Genomic DNA, 13,714 nt, shown 5'->3' on the forward strand with positions numbered 1-13,714 from the left:
AGACATGGCAGAACAGCCGGTCGTCGCTGGTCGGGGCATCGGGACGGAGCCAGTTGCTCACGTCCACGGCCAGCACGATCCGCCCGTCGGCCGCCCTCGGCAGCGGCAGGCCGGCCAGCGTGCGCCGCAACCGCGACGGCTCCGCCCAGCCCCGGCCCAACGCGGCATACAGAGCCCCGTGCCCGCGCCGGTGCTCGACCGCCAGCGACAACTCGACCAGCGTCTTCACCGGCCCGTCCGCACACAGCACCGCGTCGGTGAGCTCGAAGAGCGCATCCCCGCGGGCGTAAAGGCACTCGTAGAAATCGACCCGAAAGCGGGACAACGTGCTCAACGCCTCGCCTGCGGGCGCGTCGGCAGACAGACTCATACACAGCGGCCGTTCTACGCCAAGGGCCGTGACGCGATCCACGCCTACCTGGCCGAGTCCTTCGCCGGGCAGTACAAGGGCACCCAGGTCACCGGGCGCCCGCTGGACCTGCGCCTGCTCAGCGCGGACTCCGGCATCCTCCTCACCGAGGGCGGGGTGCTGCCGGCCGGCCACACCGAGGTGCCGGACGAGCAGTCGATCCGGGCATCCTGGGTGGTCGTCAGGCGAGACGGGGAATGGCGGCTGCCCGCCTACCAGAACAGCCACGCGCGGTTGCAGTTGCCCGCCCCGGGCGGGGTTGCGTAGGTACGGTGAATCCGCGCACCGGGCGGGCGGTGGAGATCCGCGACAGCCGCCCCTTCGGTTCGGCACGGGCCGCTGACCAGCAGCCCGTGCTTCGCTGACCGGCGGCAGTCCGGTACCGCGGCGATCCTGGGGCAGGGGCCGGGCAACCCGGCCCCTGCCCCAGGTGTCGGAGCGGCTGAGCTCAGAGCTTGAGCATCTCCTTGGCGACCTCGTCGGCGGACGCGGCGGGGATCGCGGTCGCGGCCTGCTCGAGCACGAGCAGCCGCGCGCCGGGGATGTCGCGCGCGAGCGCCTCGCCACAGCCGACCGGGAAGAACCGGTTGCGACGGCCGTGCACCACGAGCGTCGGCACCGCGAGTTCGGGCAGGCGCTCGCGCCAGCGGGGCCCGCAGTCCAGGTGGGCGAACACGGTGCCGAGCTGATTGGCCATCTGGACAGAGCGCGATGTGCCCGGTGTGCGGTCGAAGATCCGCCCGGCGGTGGTCCGTGCCTCGTCGGGGTCGTCACCGAAGACCTCGGCCGCGGCGGTCGCCCACTCCACCACAGAGGCACGGTCGGACCAGTCGGGCTTCGGGAGCTTGAAGCGTTCCTTCATCGCAGCCTGGTCGTGGTCGGGCAGGTCGTCGTCGACCGGGCCGGGAGCGACGGCCCGCGTCCCGGCGAGCGTCAGCGCGGAGAACGCCTCCGGGTGATCGAGGGCGGCCACCTGGGCGACCATCCCGCCGACGCCGATGCCCGCCAGGTGCGCGGGGCGGTCGTCGAGCCCGCGAGCGAGCGCGGCCGCGTCGGCGGCGAGGTCCCGGAGCGTGTACGCGGGTGCTTCGGGGTCGGCCGTCGTCGACGCGCCCGCGTCGCGCAGGTCGTAGCGGACGACGTGACATCCGCCGCGCGCGAGCGCCTCGCAGAGGGCGTCGGGCCAGGACAACATGGTCGTGCCGCCCGCGAGCAATACCAGGGGCGCCGCCTCGTCACCGAAGTGCTCGACGCCGAGTGCGACGCCTGGGGCGTGTGGAACGTGTCAACTGTCGAATGCATCGTCAACCTCCAAGACAGCTGGTACCGACGGCATCAGCGGTCCCAATGTAATGGTTTCAACCGCAGGGGAACGGTCTGCCGGCAAGGTGGGAGACACCGCGTCGGCAGACCGTGTTCGTCCTACGCGGCTGCCGGCTCAGGGGCCGGTTCCCCTTCCGGGGGCTCGGCCGGCGCCTGGCGGGGCATCAGGGTGACGAACGGGATGCTGAGGGCCGTGGCGACCATGACGACGACAAGGGTGACCTGCATCGCGTGGCCGTATCCGGAGTCCGCGTATCCGTAGAAGACCGACGAGACCGCGGCCGAGCCGATCGCCGTGGAGATCTGCTGCATCGAGGTGAGCGAACCGCTGGCACTGCCCGCCTCTTCAGGCTTCGCGTTGCCGAGGGCGATGGTCGGAATCGTGGTGTAGCACAAGCCGGTGCCGATGCCGATGACCAGGAACGCCGGGGCCAGTGCCCACAAGCTGACGTCCATACCGGAATGGTTGACGATTGCCAGGAGCAAGCCGCTGCCGAGGATGCTGATGCCCAGGCCGACGAAGACGAGTGTGCGGCCGCTTGGTGACCAGGCCGCCCATGGCGGCGAATGTGGCGACGATGAGCCCCGCGGTGAGCGGCACCGTACTGAGCGCGGCCGTCCGCGGGCTGGCGTGCAACCCTTCCTGCATGAACAGCGACAGTACGAAGAACAGGCCGGTGCCCGCGATGAACGAAACGAGTCCTACGAGCATGCCGGAGGTGAAACCTCGGTTCTTCAGAAGCGAGGGCACGATGAGCGGGTCCGCCGCGGTGCGCTGTCGATAGGCGAAGGCGGCGAAGAGCAGGACGCCGACGGCGACCGAGGCTACGGGGCCGGCCGTCCAGCCGTTGGTCGATCCCTCGATCAGGCCGTACATCATCCCGAGCATGGCCAGCCCGAGCAGGCCAGAGGCCCACCCGTCGATGACGGTGGTTCGGTCGCCGTCATCGCGCGGCAGGATCTTGGCGGCCAGAAGCAGCCCGGCGAGGCCGAGGACGACCGTGAGGAGGAAGATCGGGCGCCAGCTCAGGCCGAACATGTCCACGTCGATGATGAAGCCGGCGAGGACCGGGCCGACCACAGCGGAGATACCGAGAACCGGGCCGAACAGGCCGAAGGCCTTGGCAATCATGTCGGGGCTGAAGGCCTTCATCATGATCGACATGCCCTGCGGGATGAGCAGAGCCCCGAACGCTCCCTGGGTGACTCGGGCAAGGATGATCAAGACCGGGTCAGGGGCGAAGCCGGCCAGCGCCGAGGCCAGGGTGAAACCGCCGAGGCCGATCATGAAGAGCCTGCGTTGGCCGAACTTGTCACCCAGCCGGACGGGGAGTACGCCACGTCACAGCGGGTGTAGACCGGGCCACCGATGAGGCCGTGGCTGTTGTCGGTGGGGAAGGTCTCCGGAACGCTGCTGGAGAACGTCGCGAACGGAGCGAAGGCCATGTCCTTCGATAGGTCGGTGCCCTTCACTCCGACCTGGTTCGGCACGCTACCGTCCCACTGGACCGTTGTGGTGCCGGTCTCCTCATGCGGGTCGATGTCGACGGATCCGCCCCACATGAGGTTGCCGTCCCAGCTGTAGGAGGGCTTGTCCACGCACCCGGTGCTGCACAGCGGTGTGATCGTCAGTTTGATCGCGCCTCGCTGCGCAGGGAACGGAAGCTTCCCGGCGGGCATCGGCAGTGGCGTGATACGCGCCCACAGCCTCAGTTGCGTGCCCCGCAGATCCGTCTTCATGTGGTAGGACATCAGGAAGTTCTGGAAGCCCTTGGACTCCGTCTGCTGCCGGTTCGTCACCTCCACGGCCAGCATGTTGTACATGCACGCCGCGTCGCGGGTGAAGATCGACGGATACTTCCCCTGGGCTGCACCGGCCTCACAGTTACCGTTCAGAGGGGGAGCCGCTGCCTCGACACCTTTGCGACGGGCCCGGGCCTGCTGCGCGTGCTTAATGTCCGCCTTGGTCGCCGGGGCGGAGCTGATACAGAGCCGGTCACCGTTCTTGGCCGCTTCGCAGTGGCGGGTGTTGGTCCCGGCGAGGGCCTTGGTGTCGACGTTGCGCCAGCCAGGGACCGGCTGCCAGGCGTTGTCGAAATCAGGGTTCTCGGCGATCTCGTTCGGCGCTGGCAGGGTGATATCCACCGCGTGATCGGTGCACCCGAGGTCCCCTTCGGGTTCGCCGCGCTTGTTGACGGGTGACGCTTCCCGGCTCAGGAGAGGGTCGTCGGTCTGCGGGGCGGCGGGACGGCGTGGAGCAGTTCCCACAGGGGGCGGGAGCCGGACGCCCATACTGCGAGGGTGTGGCGGTCGACGACGTGGAGGTGCTGCTGTTTGGCGAAGGCCACGGCAGGCGCGGTGACGCGGCCGTTGGTCACGATGACCGCGATGTCGGCGCCGTGGACTTGGCGGGCGGTTCCGTTGAGGACCTGGAGGTCGGGTGTGCCGACGGCGAAGCCGGCGAGGCCGTTGCGGCGGTGCTTGCACTGGATCACCCAGCGCCGCCCGTAGGGGTCGGTGGCTTTCACGTCCGCGCCCAGGTCCCCACCGCCCCCGACGCGGATCGCGTCCCGGCAGCCGTCACGGCGCATCAGGTCCCGTACGGCTTCCTCGAACCGGGCGTGGTGCAGGGCGTCCAGCTGGGCCAGCCCGTAGCGCAGGCCCTGCGCGCGGACCGCGTCCCACCGCGCCCTCTGCCGCCTCTGGTAGAGCCAGCCGCCGCCGGCCAGCAGAGTGAGCATGCCGGTGGCGATCAGGATCCACCAGTGGGTCATCAGCCAGTCGACGACAGCCGCCACCAGAGCGATGGCCACGGCCGCGGCCGCGAGGAGACCGGTCATCCGGTCGCCTGCCCGCTGCCTCCGCCGACCCGGCCTGCGGGCACGCGCCCGTCCGACCGGCGGGCGCCTGGTCCTCGCCGCCAGGCCCTTGCGTACGCGGGGGCGGCTCATCGGCTGGCCTGGGTGACGTCGCTCGCGAGCTGCCCCAGGATGTCCAGGATCCCCTGCCCGACCGGGGTCGGGGCGAGAAGAACCCCGAGCGCCAGGACGATGACCACGGTCAACTGCTCGTCATTCCGGCTCCGCGCCTGGGTACGCCGCCGCAGCCGCACGACGACGATGACAGCGAGCAGCACAGCCACATTGATCGTCAGCATCGTTCGCGACCTCCCGCCACGACCGGCCACCACACCCGTGCGGGCGGCAACACGCCACCCCAGCCTTCTTGTGTAGCCGGACCCCCCTGGCGCTGAAAGCAAGTTGCGGACGAATGACACAAAGCCATTCGGAGCTGGCCGAATACTGCACAGCCGGACTTTCGCTTTCCAGCAGGCCCAGACCCGGTCAGGCCGACTCCCAACTCCGAACGCGGTGAAGCGGGAGGAACGGGTTCCCTGGGCCGACGGCCCGCCGCCGTGTTGGCTGCCGCGATGACGCGGGCCTGCTCCAGGCGTGTCCGTTTCGCCCAGGCCGACGACTGCGGGCACACGGTGAGTCGGCCGGAGTCCGGGGCGAGACGGACGGCGACAACGTGCTCCACCAGCTCGGGGGCGATCGCCACCCACCGCTCCCGCAGCGTGGCGCCGGCGGCCGGGAGCTTCCAGGCTCACTCGGTGACCAGTTCGCTGAGTGCGGCACCGAGACCCATCGGCTCACGCCCGTCCCGGCGCACCGTACGAACCGGCCGCGGCTTCTGCTTCCCCTTCCGGCCGCCGCCGTTCCTGCACGCCGCCTCCATCGCGGCCCGCAGCGCGACCCGGGCCAGGACGACGCCGGACACCTCGCCGCCCCTCACGCCTGCTCCCAGGCGTGGTGCCCGAGGACCAGATGACGGGTGCCCGAAAGGCGCTGCGCCTGGTCGACCAGCTGGTGGCTGAACAGGCGCCTCGCGGACGGTTCGCCCGTAGCGGTCGATGTGATCGAAGACGACCTGGTGGTCCTTCATCCCCCGCACCCGCCAGTCGCGGACCTGCTCACGGGTCAGCTCCTCCAGGACCAGCTCCTCGTCGTCGATGTCGGCGGGCTCCGGCTCCAGAGCGGGGACGACGGCGGCCGGGCGGGGCGCGGGCAACGCGACTCGAAGGGCGCCCCCAGCGCGTCACCGACCGCCGCGCCTATGACTGTGCCAACTGCCCGTGCGTTTCGATCCACGTGAGGAGGTAGCGAAGCCGACCACCTGAGCGACCAGGAGCTCCAGCTGTGGTCAGTCCCTTCATCGTCTGAGATCAGTCTGGCGACTTCAGCGTCCGGATAAGTTCCTCCGAGTGCCTCGCGAGGTGCTCCGCGTCGGCTTGGTAATGCAGGTCATGGCCCGCGGCCAGATGCCCGGCGAACGCCTCGTTTCCTGCGGCGGCTTGTGCCTTCATGTGTGCAATCAGGTGTTCCAGCCGGACGATCGCGATGTCGACGAGTGCACCACGGTCCTTGTCGGCCAACTCGTAGGCGCCGGCGAACAGGCGCAGTCGCCGGGCCTGCTCGGCCACCGGCACCGCACCTTCCTCCGGTGCGACGGTGAGCGGGGCGAACCGGTAGGCGGCATAGGCGACGTCCCAGATTCTCGGGCCGGGATGTGCGGTGTCAAAGTCGATCAGCGCCACCGGCAGCCCATTGCGGAACACCGCGTTGTAAGGGGCGACATCGCCGTGGCAGATAACCTCGGCCGGGTCGCGGGAGGGGAAGTACCAGGTCGCGTCGGCGGGCGGGCGGAACCCTGCGGTCGCGTCGTGGAAGGCACGCAGCAGTCGGCCTGCGGCGTGAAGTCGCGCATCGCCGTCGTCCCCGAAGGGCGGGTCGGCATCGACCTGCCCGGAGACGAAGTCCAGTACCTCCCGGCCCTGATCATCCACGCCGTGTGCGTTCGGCGCTCCGGTGAACCCGACCGCGGCCAGATGGTTCAGCAGGGCGTGGACAGTCGGGGTCCAGGCGCCAGTCGGCCGGCGCACCGTTTCCCCGACACGAACGACGTGGTTCACCCCTCCACCTGTCAGGATCTCTTCGTCCATATCGGGGAAGCTACCGCACCGACTCGTCGAACAGGCTGTCCTTCATCGGCCGTGGGGTCCGCCGAGATCGTCTCACCTTGATCATGCTGCGGGGTCGCCAGCCTCTGGCGGGCCACATCTCGGTCGCCCGGACGGATTCGGCATGAGAGCCTCACGTCCGTGGCTACTGAGTCCGAGGTGGGAGAGCTGTTGTACCAGCGCGGCTGGCGTACGGCATTCACGGTCGCTGAAAGGGTGAACGCGTGGGCTGCCCTGGTGAGCCTCATCGAGCGCGGCTACGGCGACGACGTCTACGAGTACACCAACGACCTCTACTGCCGAAACTGGCTGCACGAGGCGTGGCTCCTGCTGGACGAACACATCGTCCAGCTCTGGAACCCGCGGATCAAAGCTCTGGACGACCAGTACAAGGCCGCGACCGTCGACGACGACGGCCAAGCACTTGATCAGTTTCACAGGCTGCCCGGCCCCGACCTGTGGTGGTGGCGGCGCCACCCCCGCATCCTCACCGGAGACCTCGGGCGTTCGCTTCGCTCGGCCGGTGCCATCGGCGCCGACGCGGACACGGCATGACCCTCAGCCTCGCGGGATTACGGGACAGCACAAGGGTTGCCCGGATGGTTCGCAGATGACCTTCTGCGGCTCTACGCAGAGATGGCAGACGGCACGATGTCTGAGATGACGACGGCGGTGCGGGAGCTGACCGGGCGTGCGCCGCGTACCTGGCAAATGGGTTAGGACACGCTCGTCGAACCGTCAATCCCGCAACGCCGGAGATCGGAATCCAGGAGCGCTGAAGGCCCAAGCGGATAGAGATCGCTTGACGCTTGGGACTGCCCAGCAGGTCGGCCTGATGCCCATCACCACGCAGGCCGTGATGAGTTCCGAGAACGCAGTCTGCTCGCGCGGCTGTCGCCCGTGATCGCCAGGACCGTCTTGGCGATGCTCTCCGCTGCCATCGTGGTGGCTGCGCCGCCACCCCGAACGGCCCGTCAAGTGGGCGCTGTTTTATGGCACTTCGTCTCCCTGGTCCTCGCCGGACCGGTGGGCGCGGCCGGGGCCGGGTCTGCCGGGACAGCATCGGCCGGACCGGGGACGGGCGCGGCGCCGGGCGGCAGGATCCGCAGGGAACTCACGACGGTGCGGCCCCCCGCCTTGTTGGCGGCCGCGATGACCCGGGTCTGCTCCAGCCGGGCCTTCGTCGCCCAGGCCGTCGACTCCGGGCACACGGTGAGCCGGCCGGTGTCGGGGTCGTACGACACGGCGGCGACGTACGCGCCGATGGCGAAGGCCGCGCCTTGTCCGAGCGCGAACTCGCCCGCGTGGCCCATCGAGAGGTTGAGTCCGCCGACCACGAGGGAGAAGACAGCGACCAGCACCAACTGACGCTGCCAGAAGAGGCTCCAGGCCGAGGTAGCGCAGCAACAGGCAGAAACAGCACCAGGATCAGCCCGATGAGCGGCCACCCGGAATACGACATACCAGTCGTGCCTGCGCCGGGGCCGGGCTCGGCCGTCCGCCGTGGGATGACGGCCTCAGCTCGCGGGCTTGGTCATCCCGTCCACGACGGCGCCCGGGGCGATGAACGCGTAGTCGGTGGCGCTGGGGCTCACGAAGCGGCTCGCGTTCGAGTAGCCGAAGTTCTGGAAGCCGACCCACGGGACCTCGGCGGGCGGCTTCAGCTACTCAAGCGCCGACGTGACCGACTTCGTATCCGACGCCTTCGCCTGGTCCACGGCCTGGTGCAGCAGCCACAGCGAGTCGTACGCGAACGAGTAGATGTGCTGCGGCATCGTGGGCGGGACCCGGCCCTTGGTCGAATCGACCATCGTGGTAAGCGACTTCGAGCGCTGCGCCGGGTCGACCCGTTCCAGGTCGCGGACACGCCGGGGCGCGATCGGCGTCGACGTCAGCCGACCGAATCCCGGGTGCGGGCACCGGCGTTCTCCCGGGCCTGCCGTAGGCTGGCGGGCTTCGCGGGTTCGCGCGGGGCGAGGTAGCCAACCGTACCCAGGCAGAGCAGTACATGGCGCTCCGCGACATCGGACGGAGTGAGCGCCCCGTCCGAGCGGTACCAGTTGGCGACACCCTGGCACATCGTGAGAATCGCGCGGCTCGCATCGGCGGGGATCGGGGTCGTGAAGCTGCCCTGCTCGATGCCGGCCTCGACGGTGTCGAGGAGCATGTACTGGAGGCTGTCGCGGAGCTCGACATAGCGGGCCCGGTTATCCGGTTCCAGGCTGCGGATCTCGGAGTCCAGGAACGCGAGCCCTCGGCGGTTGGCCATGTAGACCACGATGCACTCGACGATGGCGGAGAAGCGATCGACCGGGTCGTCCCCGGCCTCCGCCACGGCGGCCTGACAGCGGCCCAGCACGTCGCTCATCGAGGTTTCGAGGAGGGTGACGAGCAGCGCCTGCTTATTCTCGTAGTGGTAGTACAGCGCCGGCACCGTGACGCCGACGCGGCGCGCAATGTCACGCACGGTGGTGCCGTGATAGCCGTGCTCGTTGAACGCGGCCATCGCGTGGAGGAGGACCGGGTGCAGGTCCAGCGGGGCATACGTACGCCATCCCCCAGAGTGATCGGCATCCCGGTCAGGTGTCGCGGACAATCGACTCTCCCACCTCACTACTGATCGGTCGCTCAATTGAGCGTATGGCAGGTCGACCGCACGCGTCAAGCGCGATGCCGAACCAGGGGTCAGATTTTCTGAATAACAGAAATAGACTCTGAGATCCACTTAGCGATCGTTCACTCTTGACCCGCTGATCGGCCCCGGCTAGCGTCACACCACCGGTATCGGCACAGGGAGGCTGGAAACCCATGACCAACACTGAGTTCGAGCTCGGCGGTGTGTGTCATCTCGCGCTTGTCTGCAAGGACATGCAGCGCACGGTCGACTTCTACACGAACGTTCTCGGCATGAAACTCGCCATGACGCTCGACCTCCCGAACGGCGGCCAACACTTCTTCTTCGACATGGGAGGCGGCCAGTTCATCGCGTTCTTCTGGTTCGCCGGGGCCCCGGAGCACTCCCCGGGGATCGCCTCGCCGACCGCGCTTCCCGGCAAGGGCGACATCCGCACGGCGCACGGCTCGATGAACCACGTGTCGTTCAAGATCCCGGCCGGCAAGTTCGAGGAGTACAAGGCCAAGCTCGAAGCCAAGGGCGTGGTCACCGCGCCGATCCTGAACCACGACGAAAGCGAGCGCGGCTGGTCACTGGAGATCACCGAGACCACCTTCCAGCGCTCGATGTACTTCTTCGACCCCGACGGCATCCTCCTGGAATTCGCGGCCTGGACCCGCGAGTTGCGGGAGACCGACGTGCAGCACGCCCCCGTCGACAGCAACGGGGTCCCCGCCTCGACCACCGCAGGAGCCTGAGATGACCGACATCGTCACATTCGCCGACGACTTCTTCGGCGCAGTCGCCAACGGAGACATCGACGCCGTCCGGCGCTACTACCGCGACGACGTCAAGGTCTGGCACAACTTCGACAACCTGGAGCAGGACAAGGCGACGAATGTCGCCACCCTGGCGAGCATCCCGGACCGCTACGACACCTTCGAGTACGCCGAGATCCGGCACACGCCGATCGAGGGCGGCTTCCTGCGCCAGCACGTCATCAAGGCCTCGCGCAATGGCAAGCGTGCCTACGTCCCCGCGATCCTGCGCGTCTATGTAGAAGACGGTCAGGTGTACCGGATCGAGGAGTACTTCGACTACGGGCAGCTCAAGTCCGCGTTGGGTTTCTAGGCAATTCACTTACAGCGAAGCAGTAGTCGCCCTGGAGGGCCAGCATGACCAGCGACACCTTGGCCGTCTGCGGCATTGTCGGCAGCCTTCGGCGTAACTCCTGGAACCGCAAGCTGCTGGAGGCCGCCGCGGCGCTGGCTCCGATCGACACGGAACTCCGGATAAGCAAGGCCTTCGACGACATCCCGCTGTTCAACGAGGACCTGGTCGGCAGCGAGCCCGCGGCGGTCCTGCGGTTGCGCGAGGAGGTCGCCGCCGCGGACGCGCTCATGATCGCCACCCCCGAGTACAACGGCGGTGCGCCCGGCGTCCTGAAGAACGCCCTGGACTGGCTCTCGCTCCCCCTGGGGGGAGCGGCACTGGAAGGCAAGCCGGTGGCCCTGATGGGGACGAGCCCGGGTCGCCTCGGCACGGCGCGCGCCCAGTTCGAGCTGCGGAACATGTTCCTCTTCTCCCGCTCCCCGGTCATGCCCGGTCCCGAGTTGCTGTTGGGACACGCACACCAACACTTCGACGAGCACGGCAAGTTGACCGATTCCCTGGCGATCGAACGCATCGCACTGCTCTTCCGGAACCTCCGAAAGTACGCACAGTTGAATTCAACCGAGGCGGTCCCTCTCCGATGATCAGCAAAACCTTCGTCAGCAGCGAATCCCCCGGTGCCCCTCGGGCCGGTGCGGGCGGGATGCCCTGCCAGGGTGTCTACTACACCCCCGAGGGTGTCAAGCCGCGCGTGGCCGTGATCACCACGCATTACCAGATCGATTTCTCCGAGCACTACCTTGCCGAGTACCTGGCCGAGCGCGGCATCGGGTTCCTGGGCTGGAACACCCGCTACCGGGGGTACGAGTCGGACTTCGTTCTCGACCGGGCCGTGGTGGACATCGGCGTCGGGGTGCGCTGGCTCAAGGAAGAGGCCGGGGTCGAGCACGTGATCCTGCTCGGCAACTCCGGCGGCGGATCGCTCATGGGGGCCTACCACGCGCAGGCGGTAGAACCGTCCCTGCGCCCGGGGATCGGCAGGGAACCGGCCGCCGGACTGGACGACCTGATCCCCGGCGACGCCTACGTGTCCCTCGCCGCGCACCTCGGACGTCCCGAGGTCATCACCGGCTGGCTGGACGCCTCGGTCACCGACGAGCACGACCCGACGCTGACCGACCCGGAACTGGACCTGTTCAACCCCGAGAACGGCCCGCCGTTCTCGGCGGAGTTCCTGGAGCGCTACCGGACGGCGCAGGTCGCTCGCAACCACCGGATCACTGCGTGGGCCAAGGCCGAGCTGGCCAGGATCGAGGCGCTGGGCTTCCAGGACCGCCCCTTCACTGTGCAGCGTGCATGGGCGGACCCGCGGATGGTCGACTCGACGGTCGACCCGTCGGACCGACCGGACAACTGGTGCTATCGCGGTGTGCCGGCCGTGGCAAACCGCAGCGGCCGAGGCCTGGGCAGCGAAACGACACTGCGGAACTGGCTGGACATGTGGAGCCTGTCCGAGTCCCAGTGCCGGGCGGAAGAGCACCTGGGCAAAATGAAGATTCCCGCGATCGTCATCAACCCGCACGGGGACGCCGGCGTGTACCCGAGCGACGCCGACGCGCTGTACGACGCCATCGCGAGTGACGACAAGAAGCGGCTCGACCTGCCCGGCGACCACTACTTCCAGGAGCCCGAGGGTGCCCGCGCCCGGGTTGCCGATGTGATCACTGAGTGGATCAACGAGCACTTCCCACAGAGCCGGGCGTAGCCCCGGGGCCCGGGTCAGTCCCCGGTCGTACTCACCCTGCTCCGGTGAAAGCCGTGCTGTACGTCACGGTATCGCTCGGTGGCCGCGGGCTCGGCCCGATTCGCGCGGCACGCTCCGGCACCGGAGGACGGCAGCACGAACGAGCCCCGTACCGCGATCGCGGCGAGCCGCACGGCAGTCGACTCGGGGCTGCATACGCACGGACTTCAGCGCGGAGCCGCAGGCATGTGCCTGCGGCTCCGCGCTGTCGTGCATCGGTGGCGGCACGGACGGGTTCGTGAGCGCCATCGCGGAGCGCGTGTTGGGGCTGTCCCGGGAACCACAGGTGTCGTGATCGCGGTCAGATGAGCTGAACGCGCACTTCCTCGGCGGCAGCCTTCAACGACTCGGCGATCTCCTTCCGGAGCGTCGCGGTCATGCGGTAGGTCGGCACCGACACGTTGAGACAGAACAGGGTGCCGCTGGGAGCCTCGATCGCCACCGCGACCGAGGCAACACCCTCCTCGCTCTCCTCCTGGCTGGTCGCATAGCCCCACTTCCGCGCCCGCTGAACCGCCTGCTGCAACTCGCTCCGCGTCGCGATGGTCCGCTTGGCGACGGGGTCCAGCTCGTCGTCCGGGTAGAGCTCGCGCAGTTGCTCGGTCGGCAGCCGACTGAGCATCGCCTTCCCGCTGGAAGTCGCGTGTGCCGGGACCACTTTGCCCGCCCGGGAGCTGACGCGCACCGCGCGCGTGCTCTCGACGGCGTGAAGGAAGTTGACGTGGCTTCCTTCCAGGCGGGCAAGGTGCACGGTCTCTCCGAACTCCTTGTTGAACCGCTCCGTCGCCGGACGCACCCGCGCGCGTACGTCGGCATGCCGCATGATCGCCGAGGCCACCGAGCTCAACGCGGGGCCGGGCTCGTAGGCCCGGGTCGACGGGTTCTGCGTCACGAAGCCGCGGTACTGCAACATCGCGAACAGCCGGTGGGCCGTTGACGAGGCCACACCCAGATGCGTGCTCGCGTCGGTCAGCCGGATCTGCCGATGGTCGCCGAACCAGAGAAGGAGCCGCAGGCGTTGTCCACCGACTCGATCGGATACTGCGGCGCTTTGTTCCGCCGCGGCCGCTCCTGCTTGTCCGCCATACGTCGTCAGGGCCGCGGAGCTCTCGCGAGCCCGCTTCCCGTCCCCCTCTCGATTGCGTGCGATGTACCGCACACGGCCTGCCGGCGATTTCCTTGACTTCAATACCGTTGCGCTCGGGTATGAAGGTGCTGGTCAAGGGGATTGAATGAGGCAACGAAACATCTGAGGATCAACGATCGGCGAAGAGAGTGGGTCAAGGTCAGGGGTCACGCTGCAGGAGCAGTCTGTCATCACGCGCACGATCGAGACAGCTAGGGCGTGTATCGAAAGTAGCGCCGTCCGCCCGGAGGGCGGGGCCTGCGGCGTCCGGTGCGTGCAATCGCAAGGCGGAGGGTCGCCCTCGT

The 13,714-nt window shown here is 68.5% G+C and carries 17 protein-coding genes and 3 pseudogenes; 6 read left to right on the forward strand and 14 right to left on the reverse strand.

All coding sequences use genetic code 11. The features are described 5' to 3' along the window. Positions 1-370 (reverse strand): transposase (locus ACFYT4_RS35260; protein ID WP_389278723.1); only part of this gene is annotated, 370 nt, incomplete at its 3' end. Here ACFYT4_RS35260 and ACFYT4_RS35265 point away from each other — a divergent pair. Further along, positions 305-676, forward strand: a complete 372-nt coding sequence (locus ACFYT4_RS35265; protein WP_389278762.1) for an SgcJ/EcaC family oxidoreductase — start codon at positions 305-307, stop codon at positions 674-676. The genes ACFYT4_RS35260 and ACFYT4_RS35265 overlap by 66 nt on opposite strands. Positions 677-857: 181 nt before the next feature. Here ACFYT4_RS35265 and ACFYT4_RS35270 read toward each other — a convergent pair. The 9 genes and pseudogenes from ACFYT4_RS35270 to ACFYT4_RS35310 all read right to left on the reverse strand — a co-directional run. Beyond that, a pseudogene (locus ACFYT4_RS35270) lies at positions 858-1,676 on the reverse strand (alpha/beta fold hydrolase); the annotation flags it as partial. A gap of 155 nt (positions 1,677-1,831) precedes the next feature. Further along, positions 1,832-2,245: an MFS transporter gene (locus ACFYT4_RS35275; RefSeq protein ID WP_389278765.1), complete on the reverse strand. Its 414-nt coding sequence runs from the start codon at positions 2,243-2,245 to the stop codon at positions 1,832-1,834. A gap of 76 nt (positions 2,246-2,321) precedes the next feature. Beyond that, positions 2,322-3,020, reverse strand: a pseudogene (locus ACFYT4_RS35280) (MFS transporter); the annotation flags it as partial. After that, positions 3,017-3,877, reverse strand: coding sequence for a hypothetical protein (locus ACFYT4_RS35285; RefSeq protein WP_389278726.1), 861 nt, complete (start codon positions 3,875-3,877; stop codon positions 3,017-3,019). The pseudogene ACFYT4_RS35280 and the gene ACFYT4_RS35285, both read right to left, overlap by 4 nt. A 68-nt stretch (positions 3,878-3,945) precedes the next feature. After that, on the reverse strand, positions 3,946-4,572 hold the full coding sequence (locus ACFYT4_RS35290; protein WP_389278729.1) for a restriction endonuclease: 627 nt from the start codon (positions 4,570-4,572) through the stop codon (positions 3,946-3,948). Positions 4,573-4,679: 107 nt separating this feature from the next. Beyond that, the gene (locus ACFYT4_RS35295) at positions 4,680-4,889 is read right to left on the reverse strand and encodes a hypothetical protein (protein WP_389278732.1); all 210 of its coding nucleotides are present in this window, start codon (positions 4,887-4,889) and stop codon (positions 4,680-4,682) included. Next, positions 4,883-5,323 (reverse strand): annotated as a pseudogene (locus ACFYT4_RS35300) (DciA family protein); the annotation flags it as partial. The pseudogene ACFYT4_RS35300 and the gene ACFYT4_RS35295, both read right to left, overlap by 7 nt. Before the next feature lie 15 nt (positions 5,324-5,338). Further along, positions 5,339-5,803: a hypothetical protein gene (locus ACFYT4_RS35305; protein WP_389278735.1), complete on the reverse strand. Its 465-nt coding sequence runs from the start codon at positions 5,801-5,803 to the stop codon at positions 5,339-5,341. A 154-nt stretch (positions 5,804-5,957) separates the two neighbouring features. Next, positions 5,958-6,734 (reverse strand): phosphotransferase enzyme family protein, encoded by a 777-nt coding sequence (locus ACFYT4_RS35310; RefSeq protein ID WP_389278738.1) that lies wholly within the window; start codon positions 6,732-6,734, stop codon positions 5,958-5,960. 159 nt (positions 6,735-6,893) lie between these two features. On the opposite strand from ACFYT4_RS35310, the gene ACFYT4_RS35315 reads away from it, so the two are divergent. After that, positions 6,894-7,307 (forward strand): hypothetical protein, encoded by a 414-nt coding sequence (locus tag ACFYT4_RS35315; RefSeq protein WP_389278739.1) that lies wholly within the window; start codon positions 6,894-6,896, stop codon positions 7,305-7,307. Positions 7,308-7,726: 419 nt separating this feature from the next. Here the strand turns inward: ACFYT4_RS35315 and ACFYT4_RS35320 are convergent, their stop codons facing one another. The 3 genes from ACFYT4_RS35320 to ACFYT4_RS35330 form a co-directional block, all read right to left on the reverse strand. Beyond that, positions 7,727-8,113 (reverse strand): DciA family protein, encoded by a 387-nt coding sequence (locus ACFYT4_RS35320; protein ID WP_389278742.1) that lies wholly within the window; start codon positions 8,111-8,113, stop codon positions 7,727-7,729. Between the two features lie 303 nt (positions 8,114-8,416). Further along, positions 8,417-8,563, reverse strand: a complete 147-nt coding sequence (locus ACFYT4_RS35325; protein WP_389278745.1) for a hypothetical protein — start codon at positions 8,561-8,563, stop codon at positions 8,417-8,419. An 80-nt stretch (positions 8,564-8,643) separates the two neighbouring features. Next, positions 8,644-9,258, reverse strand: coding sequence for a TetR/AcrR family transcriptional regulator (locus ACFYT4_RS35330; protein WP_389278748.1), 615 nt, complete (start codon positions 9,256-9,258; stop codon positions 8,644-8,646). Between the two features lie 302 nt (positions 9,259-9,560). On the opposite strand from ACFYT4_RS35330, the gene ACFYT4_RS35335 reads away from it, so the two are divergent. Genes ACFYT4_RS35335 through ACFYT4_RS35350 form a run of 4 tightly spaced genes read left to right on the forward strand, consistent with a single transcriptional unit; the run spans position 9,561 to position 12,244 of the window. Next, positions 9,561-10,124, forward strand: a complete 564-nt coding sequence (locus ACFYT4_RS35335; RefSeq protein ID WP_389278751.1) for a VOC family protein — start codon at positions 9,561-9,563, stop codon at positions 10,122-10,124. Position 10,125: 1 nt separating this feature from the next. Further along, entirely contained in the window at positions 10,126-10,497 is a 372-nt protein-coding gene (locus ACFYT4_RS35340; RefSeq protein WP_389278754.1) for a nuclear transport factor 2 family protein, read from the forward strand. A 44-nt stretch (positions 10,498-10,541) separates the two neighbouring features. After that, positions 10,542-11,123: an NADPH-dependent FMN reductase gene (locus ACFYT4_RS35345; RefSeq protein ID WP_389278757.1), complete on the forward strand. Its 582-nt coding sequence runs from the start codon at positions 10,542-10,544 to the stop codon at positions 11,121-11,123. Beyond that, positions 11,120-12,244, forward strand: coding sequence for an alpha/beta hydrolase family protein (locus tag ACFYT4_RS35350; protein WP_389278760.1), 1,125 nt, complete (start codon positions 11,120-11,122; stop codon positions 12,242-12,244). Before ACFYT4_RS35345 ends, ACFYT4_RS35350 begins: the two co-directional genes overlap by 4 nt. Positions 12,245-12,584: 340 nt before the next feature. Here ACFYT4_RS35350 and ACFYT4_RS35355 read toward each other — a convergent pair whose 3' ends face one another. Next, positions 12,585-13,298: an IclR family transcriptional regulator gene (locus ACFYT4_RS35355; RefSeq protein WP_389278768.1), complete on the reverse strand. Its 714-nt coding sequence runs from the start codon at positions 13,296-13,298 to the stop codon at positions 12,585-12,587. Positions 13,299-13,714 lie beyond the last annotated feature (416 nt).

Source organism: Streptomyces sp. NPDC004609, from assembly GCF_042873655.1.
Classification (GTDB): domain Bacteria; phylum Actinomycetota; class Actinomycetes; order Streptomycetales; family Streptomycetaceae; genus Streptomyces.

What these genes read in the sequence shown, in the direction of transcription:
- ACFYT4_RS35325 (WP_389278745.1), bottom strand. Translation starts at nt 8,563, where the DNA reads ATGGTCGATTCGACCAAGGGCCGGGTCCCGCCCACGATGCCGCAGCAC.
- ACFYT4_RS35340 (WP_389278754.1), top strand. Translation starts at nt 10,126, where the DNA reads ATGACCGACATCGTCACATTCGCCGACGACTTCTTCGGCGCAGTCGCC.
- ACFYT4_RS35350 (WP_389278760.1), top strand. Translation starts at nt 11,120, where the DNA reads ATGATCAGCAAAACCTTCGTCAGCAGCGAATCCCCCGGTGCCCCTCGG.
- ACFYT4_RS35290 (WP_389278729.1), bottom strand. Translation starts at nt 4,572, where the DNA reads ATGACCGGTCTCCTCGCGGCCGCGGCCGTGGCCATCGCTCTGGTGGCG.
- ACFYT4_RS35295 (WP_389278732.1), bottom strand. Translation starts at nt 4,889, where the DNA reads ATGCTGACGATCAATGTGGCTGTGCTGCTCGCTGTCATCGTCGTCGTG.
- ACFYT4_RS35335 (WP_389278751.1), top strand. Translation starts at nt 9,561, where the DNA reads ATGACCAACACTGAGTTCGAGCTCGGCGGTGTGTGTCATCTCGCGCTT.
- ACFYT4_RS35345 (WP_389278757.1), top strand. Translation starts at nt 10,542, where the DNA reads ATGACCAGCGACACCTTGGCCGTCTGCGGCATTGTCGGCAGCCTTCGG.
- ACFYT4_RS35330 (WP_389278748.1), bottom strand. Translation starts at nt 9,258, where the DNA reads ATGGCCGCGTTCAACGAGCACGGCTATCACGGCACCACCGTGCGTGAC.
- ACFYT4_RS35310 (WP_389278738.1), bottom strand. Translation starts at nt 6,734, where the DNA reads ATGGACGAAGAGATCCTGACAGGTGGAGGGGTGAACCACGTCGTTCGT.